Raw genomic sequence first — 14782 nt, forward strand, 5'->3', positions numbered from 1 at the left:
TTCTTACTTCACGGACTTGTAGCCCACACCACGCACAGTCTGGATGATCTCGGGGTGCTCCGGGTCGTGCTCAATCTTGGAACGCAGACGCTGCACGTGCACGTTGACCAGGCGGGTATCGGAGTTGTTGCGGTAGCCCCACACGGATTCCAGCAACTCGTCGCGGGAGTGGACCTGGTTCGGCTTCTTCGCCATTTCCAGCAGGAGGTCGAACTCGAGCGGGGTCAGCGCAATCTCTTCGCCGTTGCGGGTCACCATGTGCTGGGGGACGTCGATAACTAAGTCGGCGATTTCAATGACGTCGCCTGGTTCCTCATCCGTCCTGCGCAGGCGGGCCCTGATCCTGGCCACGAGCTCCTTCGGTTTGAACGGTTTCGTGATGTAGTCGTCCGCGCCCGACTCGAGGCCGAGCACCACGTCGACCGTGTCCGTCTTCGCGGTAAGCATCACGATCGGCACTGAGGACTCGCGGCGGATCGCCTTGCAGATGTCGATGCCGTTCATACCTGGAAGCATGAGGTCCAGCAAGATCAGGTCCGGCTCGTACTCGTGGAAGGCCTGGACGGCCTCGGCACCATCGGTGACGGGACGGGAATCAAACCCCTCGGCCTCCAGGACGATGGTGAGCATCTCGTTAATGGCGGGGTCGTCGTCAACGACCAGGATTTTCGACATGGACATTGGTGGCTCCTCTTAACGCGCGCTTGGTATTGCTTGGATAATAGCCGTGGCATCCGACGTGGAAATCCACCGACTCACCCAGCCGCTGCTGGCAAGGCGCTGGTACTGCGCAAACGTCGCGTCCTGCAGGCCGCCGTCGCGCTCGTAATGGTCGCGGGTACGCGAAGCGTCTTGCGCCTCCCTGCGCTGCGCACGCTCCCGCGCAATGCTCGGAGAAGTAGCGACCAGCACCTGCAGGTCAGGCTTCGGCAGCCCGAGCCGTTCGAACTCGAGCTCGGCCACCCACTCTGCCGCGGCATCATCGCCGGTGCGCGCCGCGGTGTACGCGGCGTTCGAGGCAACGTAGCGGTCGAGCAACAGGATACGGTCCGGCGCGCCCTGGTACTGCGCGAGCTGCTCCTTTGCGCCGTGGCGGTCGAGCGCGAACATCGTCGCCATCCCATAGGCGGAATCCACCAGGTCACCCATCTTGCCGTAGAGGGCATCCTGTGCCAGCTGCGCGTGCAGCGAATCCTCGTAGCGCGGGAAAGACAGCGTATCCGCGCCGTATTCCTCCACGATGCGCCGCACGATGGTGTTCTTGCCCGCCCCATCAATGCCCTCGATGGCGATGATCATGCCGCTAACCTCCTCCTGCCCTCCGTCGCCTTTTCTACGCGAGCGCTTCCAAAAACTGCTCGACGTCCTCATCCTCGTCGTCACCGACTGCCTCGAGCAGCTCGGCCGCGCTTTCAATGAGCTGCTCGTCAAGCTCACCGCTGTTGCCACGGATGAACGGGAAACGCTCCGCAATCTCACCGGCGGAAAATGGTGCACCGGCCCAGATAGCAGTGATGGTCGCCGCGGCGAGCCCATTGGTGCGTTCCTCGTCTGAGGCACTGTCCTGGTCCGCAGCCAGCAGCACCGCGTCACGGACAGCTTCCAGAATGTCCTCTTCGTCCAAATCCGCGATCTCGTCGAGAAAATCAATGTTGTCGTCGTCAGAGAAAATCTTCTGGTCCCAGCTGCTCATCAGTGCGTCCTTTCAGGTGGAGGCTGTATATACCCTGCAATCTACACGGCACAGCACGCATTGCGAACTCCCCTGCTTCCCACCTGAAAACCGTGCGGGCGGCCCTTTTCAATGTCTACCATCCATGCTATAAACGTTTCCAAGCAACGAAATTGTTATCGTTTTGTAATTCTGGAAATTCTGCGGCGAAGGGCAACCTATGAATCAGACGCAAAGGAGAGTTGCCACATTCATGGCGCTCGGCATCTGTGTTGCCATCGCGGTGGGAGTTGTTGTCTGGAACGCATCATCGCCCGGACGCTCGAACGCCAGCACACAGGCCGGCTTCATCGCAACAACCTCCACCACAACAACCGCTTCCTTATCGACGCCCCCTTCGAGCCCCTCGCGCCGTGATGCAGCAGCGCCACACGCTGCTGATGCGCACGTCGCCACGACTCCCCCGTCGGCGTACAACTTGTCTGCGGACCCACTCGCCCCGGCACACGCGTTCTCGGGAGGCCCTGCCGTGACGGAGCCGACGAAGCAGTACCGGCCTTCGAACGTGGCGCCGGCTACGTCCGCGCCGCGGCCGGCGGGTCCTGCGCTAACCGCTGAGCCGCGGCGGCCGAAGCAGCGCTCCCCGCGGGCCAACACGCCGCACGTGCCGAGCACCGCCTCGAGCACCTCGCGCCCGCAGACGACGCAGCAGGCACCGGCCACCGTGTCAACGCGAACCACGATTGGGACAACGCAGCCGTTATCCCCGACGATGCTGCCTTCGGAGCCAACGCAGGAAGCACCGACGACGTCTACGACTTCGGCCCCGAACCCCGGCGCCACGGCGTCCACATCAGCGCCGACGCCTACGTACACACCGACGAGCGAGCAGGAGCCAAGCCCGGAATCCCAAGCAGCGGCCCAAGCAACGACTTCCGAGGAGTCAACCTCGCCTGAAGAACCTACTGAGGATCAGTCCTAGACGCGCGCGTAGAAGCACTGCGCAGTAGTGAACCCCTCAGCGACGTCGAACGTCACCGCCGGGTCGGAGGCCGGAATCCATGCAGCCTGACCAGGCGTGAGCACGAAATCGCCCGCGCACACCTGCCCTTCGGTGCACAAGATGATCGCAGGGCCGTCGGTGTCCACGTGCATCGGGTGCTCGGCGTCGACGCGGTGGGCACTCATGATGAAATCCTGCACGGGCAAGTGGAAGCTCACCACGTTGTCCTGCTCAGACGTCGCCGCAAACGGGTCATCCAGCGAAGAAAAGTCGAGCACCTTCACAAGCTCGGGCACGTCAACGTGCTTCGACGTCAACCCCCCGCGAAGCACGTTGTCGGAGTTCGCCATAATTTCCACGCCAAGCCCAGCAAGGTACGCGTGGAGCTGGCCAGCCGCCAGGTAGAGCGCTTCCCCCGGGCGCATCTGCACGTAGTTGAGCAGCAACGCGGCAAGGACGCCGACGTCGTTCGGGTACTTGTCATGCACCCGCAAGAACATCTCGGCCAGCGCCGCGGACTCCCCCGCCGCAGCGTTTTTGGCGACGCGTTGGGCCGCCGGAACAATCGCGGCGATCAGAGAGGTGCGGGGATCCTCTGGCAGGGAGATAAACGTCGTGAATACTGCGCGGAGTCCGGCTTCTTCCGAAGTTGCGTCGAGAAGCGAGGCGTAACGGTCAAGCTCCTCGCAGTCGAGCGCGGCGAAAAACTCGCGCGTTTGCTCCAGCGGGCGGAACCCTGCGAGCGCCTCGAACGGGGTCAGCGCCACAATCAGCTCCGGCTTCGGGTTCGGGTCCTTGTAGTTTCGCGTCGGATCATCCAGGCTGATGCCCTGGGCTTCCTCCCGGGAGAACCCGGCCTTCGCCTGCGAGCGCGACGGGTGTGCCTGGATACTCAGCGGCTCGGCGGCGGCGAGCAGCTTCAGCAAGAACGGCAGTTGCGAGCCGTACTGGTCGGCGACCCGCTTGCCCAGCGTTCCGACGGGGTCAGCGGCGATCACGGCGTCAAGACCCTGCCCGCCCACCAGCGAAGGCGCGGCGCTATGGGCGCCGAACCACAGCTCGGCCTCTGGTGCCTCGCTTGGCACCTCGGTGCCGCGCAGCTGCGCAAGCAATGTGCGCGACCCCCACGGGTACGTCCGCAGAGCCCCTTGCAGGTGCTCCATAAGTGTCTCCTTCGCAAGTTCCGTCGGCGTTGCAACAGTTGAAACAACAGCGTTTCAGAATACCAGCGTGGCGCCGATTCACGGAACGGCGACAGAGACCACAAGCTACTGACGGATCACCGCCAGGACTTCCTCCACAATCTCGTCGACCTTCGCCCTGGTTGGAGCCTCAACGTTGAGACGCAGCAGCGGCTCCGTATTCGACGCGCGCAGGTTCAACCACACCGGGCCAGGTGCGCTGTCTTCGTCGCGAAGCGTCACCGTCACACCGTCGAGGCGGTCGATATCCGCGACGCGGTCGCCGAGCGACTCAAGGACACGTTCGGTAGCAGCTGCCTGGTCCGCGACGGTGGAGTTGATCTCCCCGGAGGCCTCGTAGCGCTCGTACTGGGCCATCATTTCACTCAGCGGCTTGTCTTGCTCCGCAAGCGCCGCCAACACGTGCAGCGCCGCCACCAGCCCCGAGTCCGCGTTGAAGAACTCCGTGAAGTAGTAGTGCGCCGAGTGTTCCCCACCGAACATCGCCCCGGTGCGCGCCATCTCAGCCTTGATATACGAGTGGCCGACCCGCGTGCGAACCGGCTTGCCGCCCTGCTCACGAATGATTTCCGGCACCGCCCGCGAGGTGATCAAGTTGTGAATGATGGTCGCGCCAGGGTGCGTTGCAAGGGTGCGAGTGGCGACCAACGCTGTGATCGCGGACGGGGACACAGCCTCACCGCGCTCGTCCACGACGAAGCAGCGGTCCGCGTCGCCGTCGAAGGCAAGCCCGATGTCGGCCTTTTCTTCGACAACAAACCGCTGGAGGTCAACAAGGTTCTTCGGATCGAGCGGGTTCGCCTCGTGGTTCGGGAACGTGCCGTCGAGCTCGAAGTAGAGCGGCCGGATATCCAGGTCGCCGAGCACCGCTGGCACTGTGAGCCCCGCCATACCGTTTGCGGCGTCGACGGCGACCTTCAGCGCCTTGCCCTGCGGCAGCGGCACCAGCTGGCGGAGGAAGCGCGCATACGCATCCAGCACGTCCCGCTTCTCGACGCTCCCAGCTTCGCCCTCAAACGCCGGAACCCCCTCGATGAGCATACGGCTAATTTCCGAAAGGCCGGTGTCTGTGCTGACCGGGGTTGCGCCCGCGCGGCACAACTTGATGCCGTTGTACTGGGCCGGATTGTGGGAGGCGGTAAACATCGCGCCGGCGCACTCGAAGGTGCCAGCCGCGTAGTAGAGCTCATCAGTAGAGGTCAGCCCCAGGTCGAGAACGTGCAACCCTTGCGAGGTTGCGCCTTCTGCAAACGCGGCCGACAGCTCCGGCGAGGACGGCCGCATGTCGTGGCCGACTGCGATGGTTCGCTCCCCCTCGCTGTACAGGATGTGGCCGAATGCCGCTCCGACTGTGCGAACAGTGTCCGCATCAATGGTGGAACCAACAACGCCGCGAATGTCATACGCCTTAATAAGGTCCTTCAAGGACTCATAGGTGTGCTCAATAGCCATACCGGCAATCTTAGTGGCTCGACTCCTCGTCGCCGCCTTCAGTACCTTCACTACCTTCAGCAGGGTCGGGCACAACGTGGAGGTGGGAGCGCCGCGCGTCACGTTCCGCGGCGAGGTGCTCCTCAATCCGCTTCGTGCGGTGTACTGGGTGGTTCGAGGTCGACGGGTCGTTGAAGTCTTTCGTCGCCTCGTACTCGATTGGGTCGCCACCGTTTTCCACCAGCCCGGTGGTCACGCGGCCTGCCTCACGGACAGCGTGCGCCAGGGCCGTAAGCTCTTCGTCCTCGAGCGCGTGCGCCTCGTCGTCAAAGATATCGACGGCTTCTACTCGCACCAGCTCCCAACCGACAGGGGCCGTGATGTGCGCCGAGTGTCGCTCACAGAGGTCCCAAGCGTGCGGCTCAGGGTTCGGCGAGAGCGGGCTAATGACTGCTGTCGATTCCGAATAGGCATAAATCAGCGTGGCCACAGCAGGCCTGCCACAACCAGGACGACAACACCGACGGAAAGTACTCACGCCGTCTAAGCCTAAACCCCAACTTGAGATTTTGGTAGTACGTCCCCGGCGCGCCACGCCCGGCCACACCCCACGATCTCTAGAATCTGGGGCATGAACGTGCCAATCCACCACCTTCGGACTGCACGGGACCGCCATGGACGCGGGGCCCGTGGCCCACTGCTTCCCGTTGGCGTTCCCCGCTACCGGACGCGCTCCGCGCAGTTCGACCAGCTGGTGCTAGACACGTACGCCCCGCTGCACAACGCGTACTTCGAGCAGCTAGCCACGGTGGATTTGGCCGTCGATACGATCCCCCGGATGCGCCTGCACCCCGATGTTGCCCGCTTCAGCGACGAGATCGTTGCCGACGGCCCCGTCCCACTCGGCCGCATCCTACAGGCAGGCGTGGACCGCTACGGTATTCCGACGCGGGCGCGTTTCGTACTCTTTCGCCGCCCAATTGAGCAGCGTACCGAGACAGCAGAAGAGCGGTCAGCCCTCATTCATTGGGTACTGACCGCCCTTGTTGCTTCGTATATCAACCTGGACCCACGGGACATCGATTCCGACTTCCCCTGGTAGAACCAGACGCTTAGCCGATCTGCTTCTTCAAGCGGCGACGCTCTCGGTCGGAGAGCCCGCCCCAGATGCCGAAGCGTTCGTCGTGCTCGAGCGCGAACTCGAGACACTCATCGCGCACAGCGCACGCTTTGCAGATCCGCTTTGCCTCGCGGGTCGAGCCACCCTTTTCCGGAAAGAACGCCTCGGGATCGGTCTGAGCACATAGCGCTTGATCTTGCCATTCCTGCTCGACGGCACCGAACAGCTCGTCGAAGCTCATACCAACCGCGGCTACGCCACGGATGTCAGCACCATTCGCCATGTCTTCCACGCCGTCCCCTTTCTCCGTCGTCCTTCGTTACGGCCAACTACCGTCCACACTCCGTTTGAGGGGTGCGACGAGTGACCTTTGCACTTCTGCGATTACACACCGAACCACTAAATAGGTGCAAGCTATCGGGGGGAAACTCCGCCCTTTTCCACGGGAAACGCACGCCAGCAGTCACACAAGTCACAACAGTCACAGGGGTCCAGATTTGGGGGTATGGGCCGGGGGTACTACATGTGGTACCCCGGTTACCATGCCCTTACTAGCCGGCAGGTTTTTCGGGGCACCCCGCGTGTCGCTTACGCATCTGGGGAAAAACGCACTCCCGAATCCGGGATCGCAACCCCCGGCCACACCCGCATACCGCCTTGCAGTTCGCAACGGGCACCGATTTGGGCGCCCTCACCGATCACGCAACCATCGATCCGGGAGTTCGCCCCAATCGTGACGCCAGAGGCAATAATCGAATCACGAATCATCGCGCCCGGCTCAACCGTGACCCCATCAAAGATGACACTGTCATCCACGCGGCACCCTGCCCCGATCTCCGTACCGCGGCCCACAGCAGTGCCGCCCATCAGGATGACGCCTCCCGCAACGCCAGCGGATTCGTCGATAAGCGACTCCCCAGTCTGGCCTTCCAGCAGTGGCGAGTACGCGATACCGCGCACCACGTCCGAAGATCCCTGCACGAAATCCGACGGCCGCCCCATGTCTCTCCAGTACGAGGTATCCACATAGCCAACCATCTTCGCACCCGATTCAAGTAGGCCGGGGAAGGTTTCACGCTCCACGGAAACGACTCGGCCAGCCGGGATCTGCTCGATAACCTCGTGGCGGAACACGTAACACCCGGCATTAATCTGATCGGTTGGCGGATCCTCCGTCTTTTCCAAGAACGCGAGCACGTTGCCATCCTCATCCGTCGGGACGGACCCGAACGCGCGCGGATCTGGGACGCGGACCAGGTGCAGCGTCGCGTCGGCATCCTTCTCGGCGTGGTAGGCCAGGATCTTGCTCAGATCAGCCCCCGAGAGCACGTCCCCGTTGAACACCATCGCGTTATCGAAGCGCAGTTTGTCGGCCACGTTCCGGATCGCGCCGCCGGTGCCCAGCGCCTCTTCTTCGACGACGTACTCGATCTCAAGACCAAAGTCGGAGCCGTCACCGAAGTATTCCTCGAACACCTCCGCACGGTAGGACGTCCCCAGCACCACATGCCGCATCCCCGCTTGGCGGATCCGCGCCAACAGGTGCGAGAGGAACGGGTGCCCGGCAGTCGGCAACATCGGCTTCGGGGTACTCACGGTCAACGGACGCAGGCGCGTGCCGCGGCCACCAACCAAAATGACCGCGTCGGTATTCTCCGGGGTCACGGTGCGGGATGCATTCACGTGGAATCCTTTCAAGCGTTCTCTAATTACTTACTGCGCGAAACAAGCAGTGCTGCCCGCACCTTCAGGCCAACCCACAACAGCGCGCGCAGCGGGGCCTGCCACCAGTGAGGGTGACGGTCAGACTGGAAACGATAGGCGGAGTCATGGTGCGCCGGCAGCGTGACCCGCTGAAATTTGCTAGCGACGTGGCCCTGGTCGTGCACGATGACCGAGGAAGGACAGTACACATTTTCCCACCCGGCGCGACGCAAACGGTCTCCGAAGTCCACGTCCTCCAGGTACATGAAGTAGCGCTCGTCGAAGCCTCCGATGGCGTCGAAGGCGTCCCACCGCACGAGCAGGCATGCGCCCGAGAGCCACCCGGCGCTGCGCTGATGGTTCATGTGCTGCTCCGCCTTGTACGAGGCGGAAAACGGGTTGGACGGCCACACCTCATATAACAGGGCGTGCCCGATGCCGGTGACGATGCCCGGCACCTCACGCGCGCTCGGGTATAGGTTGCCTTCACAGTCCTCGATGCGCGGACCGACCGCACCAGCCTCCGGCAGGGCGTCCATGCAAGCGCGCAGCGTGTCTACACTGCCAGGCTGAAATACCACATCGGGGTTGGAGATGAGGAAGTAATCCCCGTTGATCTCGCCGCGCTCGCGGCGAGGGCGCAACTGACGAACCGCGGCGTTGATCGCCGCACCGTACCCGATATTTCCGCCCGTCCGGAGCAACTCGACGTGTTCGTGTTCACGCGCTGCAGTCTCCGGGGCCCCATCGGTTGAGCCGTTGTCGGCGCAGATGAGCACTGTTGGGCCAGCGGTGGCGTCGTCAAGCGATGCGATGAGCTCAGCCAGGTGCTTGCCTGGCGAATAGGTCACTGCCACCACAGCGAGTGGAGCCGTCATAGCTGCCTGTCCTCCTATCTGTCCTGCCGGTCAGCCTTTGCGAACACAATGTGAATCAGCTTACCCATCCAAAAGTGTGAGAGGCATCTTGAACTCACCTACCCAGCTGACTTTTCGCACCCTGTATACTTGCGCCCTGTGACTGACTCCCTGAGGCCCGCGCGCGACATCCAGCCAGCCCCATCGCAGATGCGTGACATTTCGCAGATGGGTCACCCGGTTGTAAAGGCATCCCTTGCCGTGTTGTCCGCTGTCGCCTTGACGGTGTCTGCCGTCGGGTACTTCACGGTCGGACGAGTCAGCAATCAGCTCAGCGCCTCCGAGCTGCGGATCAACGCGGGCCGTGGGCAGAACGACAAGGAGCAGCTCGACGGCGCGATGGACATCCTCCTCGTCGGCTCGGACTCGCGTACTGACGCCCAGGGCAATCCCTTGAGCGAGGCCGAGCTGGCGCACCTCAACGCAGGTATTGCTGACGGGGAGATCAACACGGACACCATCATGATTATCCGTGTGCCCGACGACGGCTCGCGGGCCACGGCGGTGTCCATCCCGCGCGATACCTACGTGCACACCGACGACTACGGCAATTTAAAGATCAACGGTGTCTACGGTGCGCACGCCGCCGCCAAGCGCGAGGAGCTCATCGCTGCGGGCAAGCCGGAAGGCCCCGCACTCGAGCAGGAGGTAGCACGCGCAGGCCAGCTCGGGCTTATCGACGCCATCAATGACCTCACCGGCGTGAAAGTCGACCACTACGCGCAGGTTGGTCTCCTCGGCTTTGTCCTGTTGACGGACGCGGTCGGCGGCGTCGACGTCTGCCTCAACGCTGCGGTGGACGAGCCGCTTTCGGGTGCGCGCTTCCCTGCCGGTCAGCAAACGCTCGACGGTGCCCAGGCTCTGTCCTTCGTGCGCCAGCGCCACGACCTGCCGCGCGGCGACCTCGACCGCATCGTGCGCCAACAGGCGTACATGGCGTCACTCGTACAGAAGGTGCTCTCCGCTGGCACGCTGACGAGCCCGGCGAAGCTGCGTGACCTGGCGAACGCAGCGGAGCGCTCGGTCACCCTGGACCAGAGCCTCGACGTGATGCGCTTTGCCCAGCAGATGTCCGGCCTGGCTGGCGGCAACGTCACCTTCACCACCATCCCAGTGACCTCTGTCAACGGCGTCGGCGACTACGGCGAATCCATCGTGACCGTGGACGTCAACGAGGTTCACAGCTTCATGGACGCCGCCATCAAGGAACAGGTTCCCGAGGGCGGGCAGCCGGAGCAGGCACCGGAGCAGGCCGAAGATTTTGTCGGCACGCAAGTCTTCGTTCTCAACGCTGGTTCCGTTCCCGGGCAAGCACGCGCTACCGGCGAGTGGCTCGCCGACGCGGGCATCACCGTTGCAGACGTGTCCAACGCGATGGACGGTGTGTACTGGGAATCCCAGGTCGTCGCCGCCGACCCCGAAGACCCCCGCGCGAAGAAGCTGGCAGAGATGCTCGGTGGTGTACCCGTCACGGCGAACAATGCACTCGAGCCGGGCAGCATCATCGCGGTTGTCGCAGAAGACTACAACGGCCCGGCGAAGGTCGACCCGGCGGATGCCCAGCAGCACGTGCCCGTCGGCACACCTGGCGACGACATCAGCGGCATGAGCCTCGGCCCCGAAATCGACGCCGGCGGTCAGAGCCCCCGCTGCGTGAACTAGCCCGGCCACCTATGCTTGGCTGCCATGAGTATGCTGGCACGCTTATTGCAGGATGACCCCGCCACACCCCGCCTGACCGTCTACGACGAATCCCAGGGCAGCCGCATGGAGTTCTCCGCGTTGACCCTCGACAATTGGTTGAGCAAAGTGGGCAACTTGCTGGATGAGGAGTTCGACCTCGAGGATGACGCCACCATCGTGATCGATCTCCCTGTGTCGTGGCAGGCCGCAGTTATCGCGCTCGGGGCGTACAACATTGGACGGCACCCGGTGTTCACAGATACGCCCGAGGTTGTTGAGGATGTGGCGCTCGTGTTCACCGTGGCGGAGCGCGTCGATGCGTGGTCTGACGCGGAGGAGTGTGTCGTCATATCCCGTGACCCCTTCGGGCGCGGCGTCGTCGAGTCTGGCGGCACCCTGCCACTTGGCACCGTTGATTTCAGCCCGACAGTGCGCAGCTACGGCGACCAATACTTTGGCCAGACCGCCGACATCTCCCAGTGGGCCCAGCCGACTCAGGCGACCGAACAGCCCTCCTCCCCCGAACGGGTGCTCATTTCCGGGTGGAACAGCGCCGAAACGTTCGAGCAGGGCGTGCTCGCTCCGCTCGCGGCGGGTGGCTCCGTCGTCGTGGTAACAGGAGATACGGAAACTCCTGGTGAGGACCGTATCGCCTCCATCGCCCACGCAGAGCACGTAAACCACATACAAACGGGCATTTAGATCCTCTTCCGCCCCCGTTCGTAGGTAATTCGGCAGATTTCTGCGCGCCCGGGTCCAGTTTTTCACTAGATTGAAGTCACCGAATTCACACGAGTCACACATGACCCAACGAAAGGCGGATGAATGAAACTCCGTACGACTGGTGCAACCCTCTGTGCAATTGCGCTCGCTGGCGCAGCTCTGACCGGTTGCTCTTCTGACAACGAGGCAGCGGACACCAACAAGGACTCCGGCACCTCCGCTTCCGAGGGCGGCGCAGAGCGCGGCCCGATCACGTTCGCCATGGGCCGCAATGACACGGACAAGCTCAAGCCGATCATCGAGAAGTGGAACGAGGCTCACCCAGATGAGCAGGTCACCCTCTCTGAGCTCGCCGGCGAGGCCGACGACCAGCGCGATACGCTCGTGCAGTCCCTCCAGGCGGGTAACGCCGACTACGACGTGATGGCCCTCGACGTTGTGTGGACGGCCGACTTCGCAGCGAACCAGTGGCTCGAGCCGCTCGAGGGCGATTACGCCATCGACACCTCCGGCTTGCTGCAGTCCACCGTCGACTCCGCAACGTACGGCGGCAAGCTCTACGCCCTGCCGCAGAACACGAACGGCCAGCTACTGTTCCGCAACGTCGACAAGGTCCCAAGCGCGCCTGACACCTTCGAGGACGTCATTGCCGCCTGCAAGGAGGTCGAGGGAGACTGCCTGACCACCCAGCTCAAGCAGTACGAGGGCCTGACCGTGAACACGCTCGGCTTCATCAACGGCTGGGGCGGCAGCGTCCTTGACGACGCCGGCGAGCCAACCGTCGAGTCCGACGCCGCAAAGGCCGGACTGCAGGCGCTCGTTGACGCGTACAACGACGGCGTCATCGCCAAGAGCTCTACGGCAGCAACCGAGGAGGAAACCAACCTCGCGTTCACCGAGGGCAACACCGCCCTGGCGATCAACTGGCCGTACATGTACACCAACGCCCAGGAAGCTGGCGTGAACTTTGAGGTCCAGCCGCTGGTTGGCAAGGACGGCGTGGGTGTTTCCACCCTCGGTGGCTACAACAACGGCATCAACGTCAATTCCAAGCACAAGCAGACCGCGAAGGACTTCATCGAGTTCATCATCAACGAAGAGAATCAGCTCTCGTTCGCTGAAGCATCCTTCCCACCAGTGCTCGCATCGATCTACGACGACGCCGAACTGGTTGCAAAGCACCCATACCTGCCAGCGCTGAAGGTTTCGCTAGAGAACGCGCAGCCTCGCCCGGTTTCCCCGTTCTACCCTGCGATCTCGAAGGCTATCCAGGACAACGCCTACGCAGCACTGACCGCCGGTAAGAGCGTCGATGACGCCACCGCCGACATGGCAGCTGCTATCAAGCAGGCTTCCTAATACGATACGTCGTATGAGCAGAACGCCCGCCCGGACTGTGTTCGGGCGGGCGTTATAGTTCGTATATCTCCATCTTCCCGTCTACTTTGCAAAGGCCCGCGATGAGCACATCTCCATCCAAGCCTCGCGATACCACGAAGGCGGCAGCGCTCGTCGCGCCCGCGTTGCTGGTGTTGGCGGTAGTGATCGGCTACCCGATCGTCCGCGCAATATGGCTTTCATTCCAGTCCAACCGGCACCTCGACGCCTCTACCGGAGTGTTCGTCGATGGTGGCTTTGCTGGCGTCGATAATTACTTGTACTGGCTGTCGAACCGCTGTATGACGCCGTCGGGCGTGGTGGGTGCCTGCCCTCCTGGCGTGCTTGCGACCGACTTCTGGCCAGCAGTGTCGGTGACCCTCTTCTTCACCGTGGTCACCGTCGCCTTGGAGACAGTGCTCGGTATCGGGATGGCCATCATCATGAACCGGCCGTCGCGCGCCCGCGGTCTGATCCGCGCGGCCGTACTCATCCCTTGGGCGATCCCAACCGCGGTGACCGCGAAGTTGTGGCAGTTCATGTTCGCACCGAGCGGTATCGTGAACTCGCTGCTGGGCGCGAGCGTGGCGTGGACAACTGACCCGTGGGCGGCACGCTTCGCGGTGATCATCGCCGACGTGTGGAAGACCACGCCGTTTATGGCGCTGCTCATCCTCGCAGGCCTGCAGATGATTCCGAAGGATGTCTACGAGGCCGCGCGCGTCGACGGCGCCTCCGCATGGCAGACTTTCACCAGCATCACCCTGCCGTTGGTGCGGCCAGCGCTCATGGTGGCGGTGCTCTTCCGTACGCTCGACGCGCTGCGCATGTACGACCTGCCGGTCATCATGATTTCGGGCTCCTCGAACTCCCCTACCGCGACAATTTCGCAGCTGGTGGTTGAGGATATGCGTCAGGGCAACTTCAACTCGGCCTCGGCGCTGTCGACTCTCATCTTCCTGCTGATCTTCGCGGTTGCGTTCGTCATGGTGCGGTTCCTCGGAGCGAACGTTGGTGGCGCGAACGAACAGCGTGAAGCCCGGCGCGCGAAGCGCAAGCAGGAGAAGAAGGAGGCGGCAGCGCGATGAAACGACTCGGCCACTACGCAGGCATCATCTTCATCATGTTCTGGGGGCTCGCCCCGTTTTATTGGATGGTGATCACGGCGCTGCGGGACAAGCGGTTCACGTTCGATACCACGCCGTGGCCCACGCACGTCACCCTCGAGAACTACCGGGACGCGCTGGCCACGGACGCCGGCAATGACTTCCTCGGGGCGATTTTCAACTCGCTGATTATCTCGTTGGCGACGACGGCGTTGGCGGTCGCCGTGGGCGTGTTCACCGCCTACGCGCTTGCTCGCCTGGACTTCCGCGGCAAGGGATTCATCACGGGCATCATTTTGGCGGCCTCGATGTTCCCTGGCATTGCGCTTGTCACTCCCCTGTTCCAGCTGTTCGGTGACCTCGGGTGGATCGGCACATACCGTGCCATGATCATCCCGAACATCTCATTCGCCCTCCCCCTGACTATCTACACGCTGGTGTCGTTCTTCCAGCAACTTCCTTGGGAGCTCGAGGAAGCAGCGCGTGTCGACGGCGCCTCCCGCGGCCAGGCATTTCGCCTCATCTTGCTGCCGTTGGCAGCACCGGCCATCTTCACGACGGCCATCCTGGCGTTTATCACCACCTGGAATGAATTTATGTTGGCGCGCCAGCTGTCGTCCACGGCGACTGAACCTGTCACCGTCGCAATTGCACGATTCTCGGGGCCGAGCGCCTTCGAGTACCCGTACGCTGCGATTATGGCGGCGGGCTCGCTGGTGACGATTCCGCTGATCATCATGGTGCTGGTATTCCAGCGCCGTATTGTGTCTGGTCTCACAGCCGGCGGCGTGAAGGGCTGACTTAACTTTTTCTTATGTCTAGATTAAGCTGTATTCACTTTATT

The 14782-nt window shown here is 62.8% G+C and carries 16 protein-coding genes; 6 read left to right on the top strand and 10 right to left on the bottom strand.

Going from position 1 to position 14782, the window contains the following annotated elements; all coding sequences use genetic code 11:
- Positions 1-3: 3 nt before the first annotated feature.
- The 7 genes from mtrA to BJP06_RS02425 form a co-directional block, all read right to left on the bottom strand.
- Positions 4-675 (bottom strand): MtrAB system response regulator MtrA, encoded by a 672-nt coding sequence (gene mtrA / locus BJP06_RS02395; RefSeq protein ID WP_070477811.1) that lies wholly within the window; start codon positions 673-675, stop codon positions 4-6.
- 18 nt (positions 676-693) lie between these two features.
- The gene (locus BJP06_RS02400) at positions 694-1299 is read right to left on the bottom strand and encodes a dTMP kinase (protein ID WP_071572691.1); all 606 of its coding nucleotides are present in this window, start codon (positions 1297-1299) and stop codon (positions 694-696) included.
- 34 nt (positions 1300-1333) lie between these two features.
- Positions 1334-1693 (bottom strand): DUF4259 domain-containing protein, encoded by a 360-nt coding sequence (locus tag BJP06_RS02405; protein WP_071572692.1) that lies wholly within the window; start codon positions 1691-1693, stop codon positions 1334-1336.
- 204 nt (positions 1694-1897) lie between these two features.
- Positions 1898-2548, bottom strand: coding sequence for a hypothetical protein (locus tag BJP06_RS02410; protein WP_071572693.1), 651 nt, complete (start codon positions 2546-2548; stop codon positions 1898-1900).
- 102 nt (positions 2549-2650) lie between these two features.
- On the bottom strand, positions 2651-3838 hold the full coding sequence (gene manA / locus BJP06_RS02415; protein ID WP_071572694.1) for a mannose-6-phosphate isomerase, class I: 1188 nt from the start codon (positions 3836-3838) through the stop codon (positions 2651-2653).
- Positions 3839-3943: 105 nt separating this feature from the next.
- The gene (locus BJP06_RS02420) at positions 3944-5329 is read right to left on the bottom strand and encodes a phosphomannomutase/phosphoglucomutase (RefSeq protein ID WP_071572695.1); all 1386 of its coding nucleotides are present in this window, start codon (positions 5327-5329) and stop codon (positions 3944-3946) included.
- 10 nt (positions 5330-5339) lie between these two features.
- Positions 5340-5846, bottom strand: coding sequence for a DUF3499 domain-containing protein (locus BJP06_RS02425; RefSeq protein ID WP_255365770.1), 507 nt, complete (start codon positions 5844-5846; stop codon positions 5340-5342).
- Between the two features lie 93 nt (positions 5847-5939).
- Here BJP06_RS02425 and BJP06_RS02430 point away from each other — a divergent pair, with 93 nt between their 5' ends.
- The gene (locus BJP06_RS02430) at positions 5940-6410 is read left to right on the top strand and encodes a metallopeptidase family protein (RefSeq protein ID WP_071572696.1); all 471 of its coding nucleotides are present in this window, start codon (positions 5940-5942) and stop codon (positions 6408-6410) included.
- 10 nt (positions 6411-6420) lie between these two features.
- Here BJP06_RS02430 and BJP06_RS02435 read toward each other — a convergent pair whose 3' ends face one another.
- From BJP06_RS02435 to BJP06_RS02445, 3 genes are all read right to left on the bottom strand, one after another.
- On the bottom strand, positions 6421-6711 hold the full coding sequence (locus BJP06_RS02435) for a WhiB family transcriptional regulator (RefSeq protein WP_305083192.1): 291 nt from the start codon (positions 6709-6711) through the stop codon (positions 6421-6423).
- Between the two features lie 305 nt (positions 6712-7016).
- Positions 7017-8111: a sugar phosphate nucleotidyltransferase gene (locus tag BJP06_RS02440; RefSeq protein ID WP_255365771.1), complete on the bottom strand. Its 1095-nt coding sequence runs from the start codon at positions 8109-8111 to the stop codon at positions 7017-7019.
- A gap of 26 nt (positions 8112-8137) precedes the next feature.
- Positions 8138-9010: a glycosyltransferase family 2 protein gene (locus BJP06_RS02445; protein ID WP_071572697.1), complete on the bottom strand. Its 873-nt coding sequence runs from the start codon at positions 9008-9010 to the stop codon at positions 8138-8140.
- Between the two features lie 138 nt (positions 9011-9148).
- Here BJP06_RS02445 and BJP06_RS02450 point away from each other — a divergent pair, with 138 nt between their 5' ends.
- The 5 genes from BJP06_RS02450 to BJP06_RS02470 all read left to right on the top strand — a co-directional run bounded on the left by BJP06_RS02450 (position 9149) and on the right by BJP06_RS02470 (position 14738).
- Positions 9149-10711: an LCP family protein gene (locus BJP06_RS02450; protein WP_071572698.1), complete on the top strand. Its 1563-nt coding sequence runs from the start codon at positions 9149-9151 to the stop codon at positions 10709-10711.
- Between the two features lie 24 nt (positions 10712-10735).
- Positions 10736-11434, top strand: a complete 699-nt coding sequence (locus tag BJP06_RS02455) for a TIGR03089 family protein (RefSeq protein WP_071572699.1) — start codon at positions 10736-10738, stop codon at positions 11432-11434.
- Positions 11435-11557: 123 nt separating this feature from the next.
- Positions 11558-12814 carry an ABC transporter substrate-binding protein gene (locus BJP06_RS02460; RefSeq protein ID WP_070362958.1) on the top strand — a complete coding sequence of 419 codons (1257 nt, stop codon included), beginning with the start codon at positions 11558-11560 and terminating at the stop codon, positions 12812-12814.
- 101 nt (positions 12815-12915) lie between these two features.
- Positions 12916-13920: a carbohydrate ABC transporter permease gene (locus tag BJP06_RS02465; RefSeq protein ID WP_070477703.1), complete on the top strand. Its 1005-nt coding sequence runs from the start codon at positions 12916-12918 to the stop codon at positions 13918-13920.
- The gene (locus BJP06_RS02470; RefSeq protein ID WP_070477701.1) at positions 13917-14738 is read left to right on the top strand and encodes a carbohydrate ABC transporter permease; all 822 of its coding nucleotides are present in this window, start codon (positions 13917-13919) and stop codon (positions 14736-14738) included. The genes BJP06_RS02465 and BJP06_RS02470 overlap by 4 nt, the downstream gene beginning before the upstream one ends.
- Positions 14739-14782 lie beyond the last annotated feature (44 nt).

Source organism: Corynebacterium sp. NML120713 (genome assembly GCF_001875735.1).
Classification (GTDB): domain Bacteria; phylum Actinomycetota; class Actinomycetes; order Mycobacteriales; family Mycobacteriaceae; genus Corynebacterium; species Corynebacterium pseudogenitalium.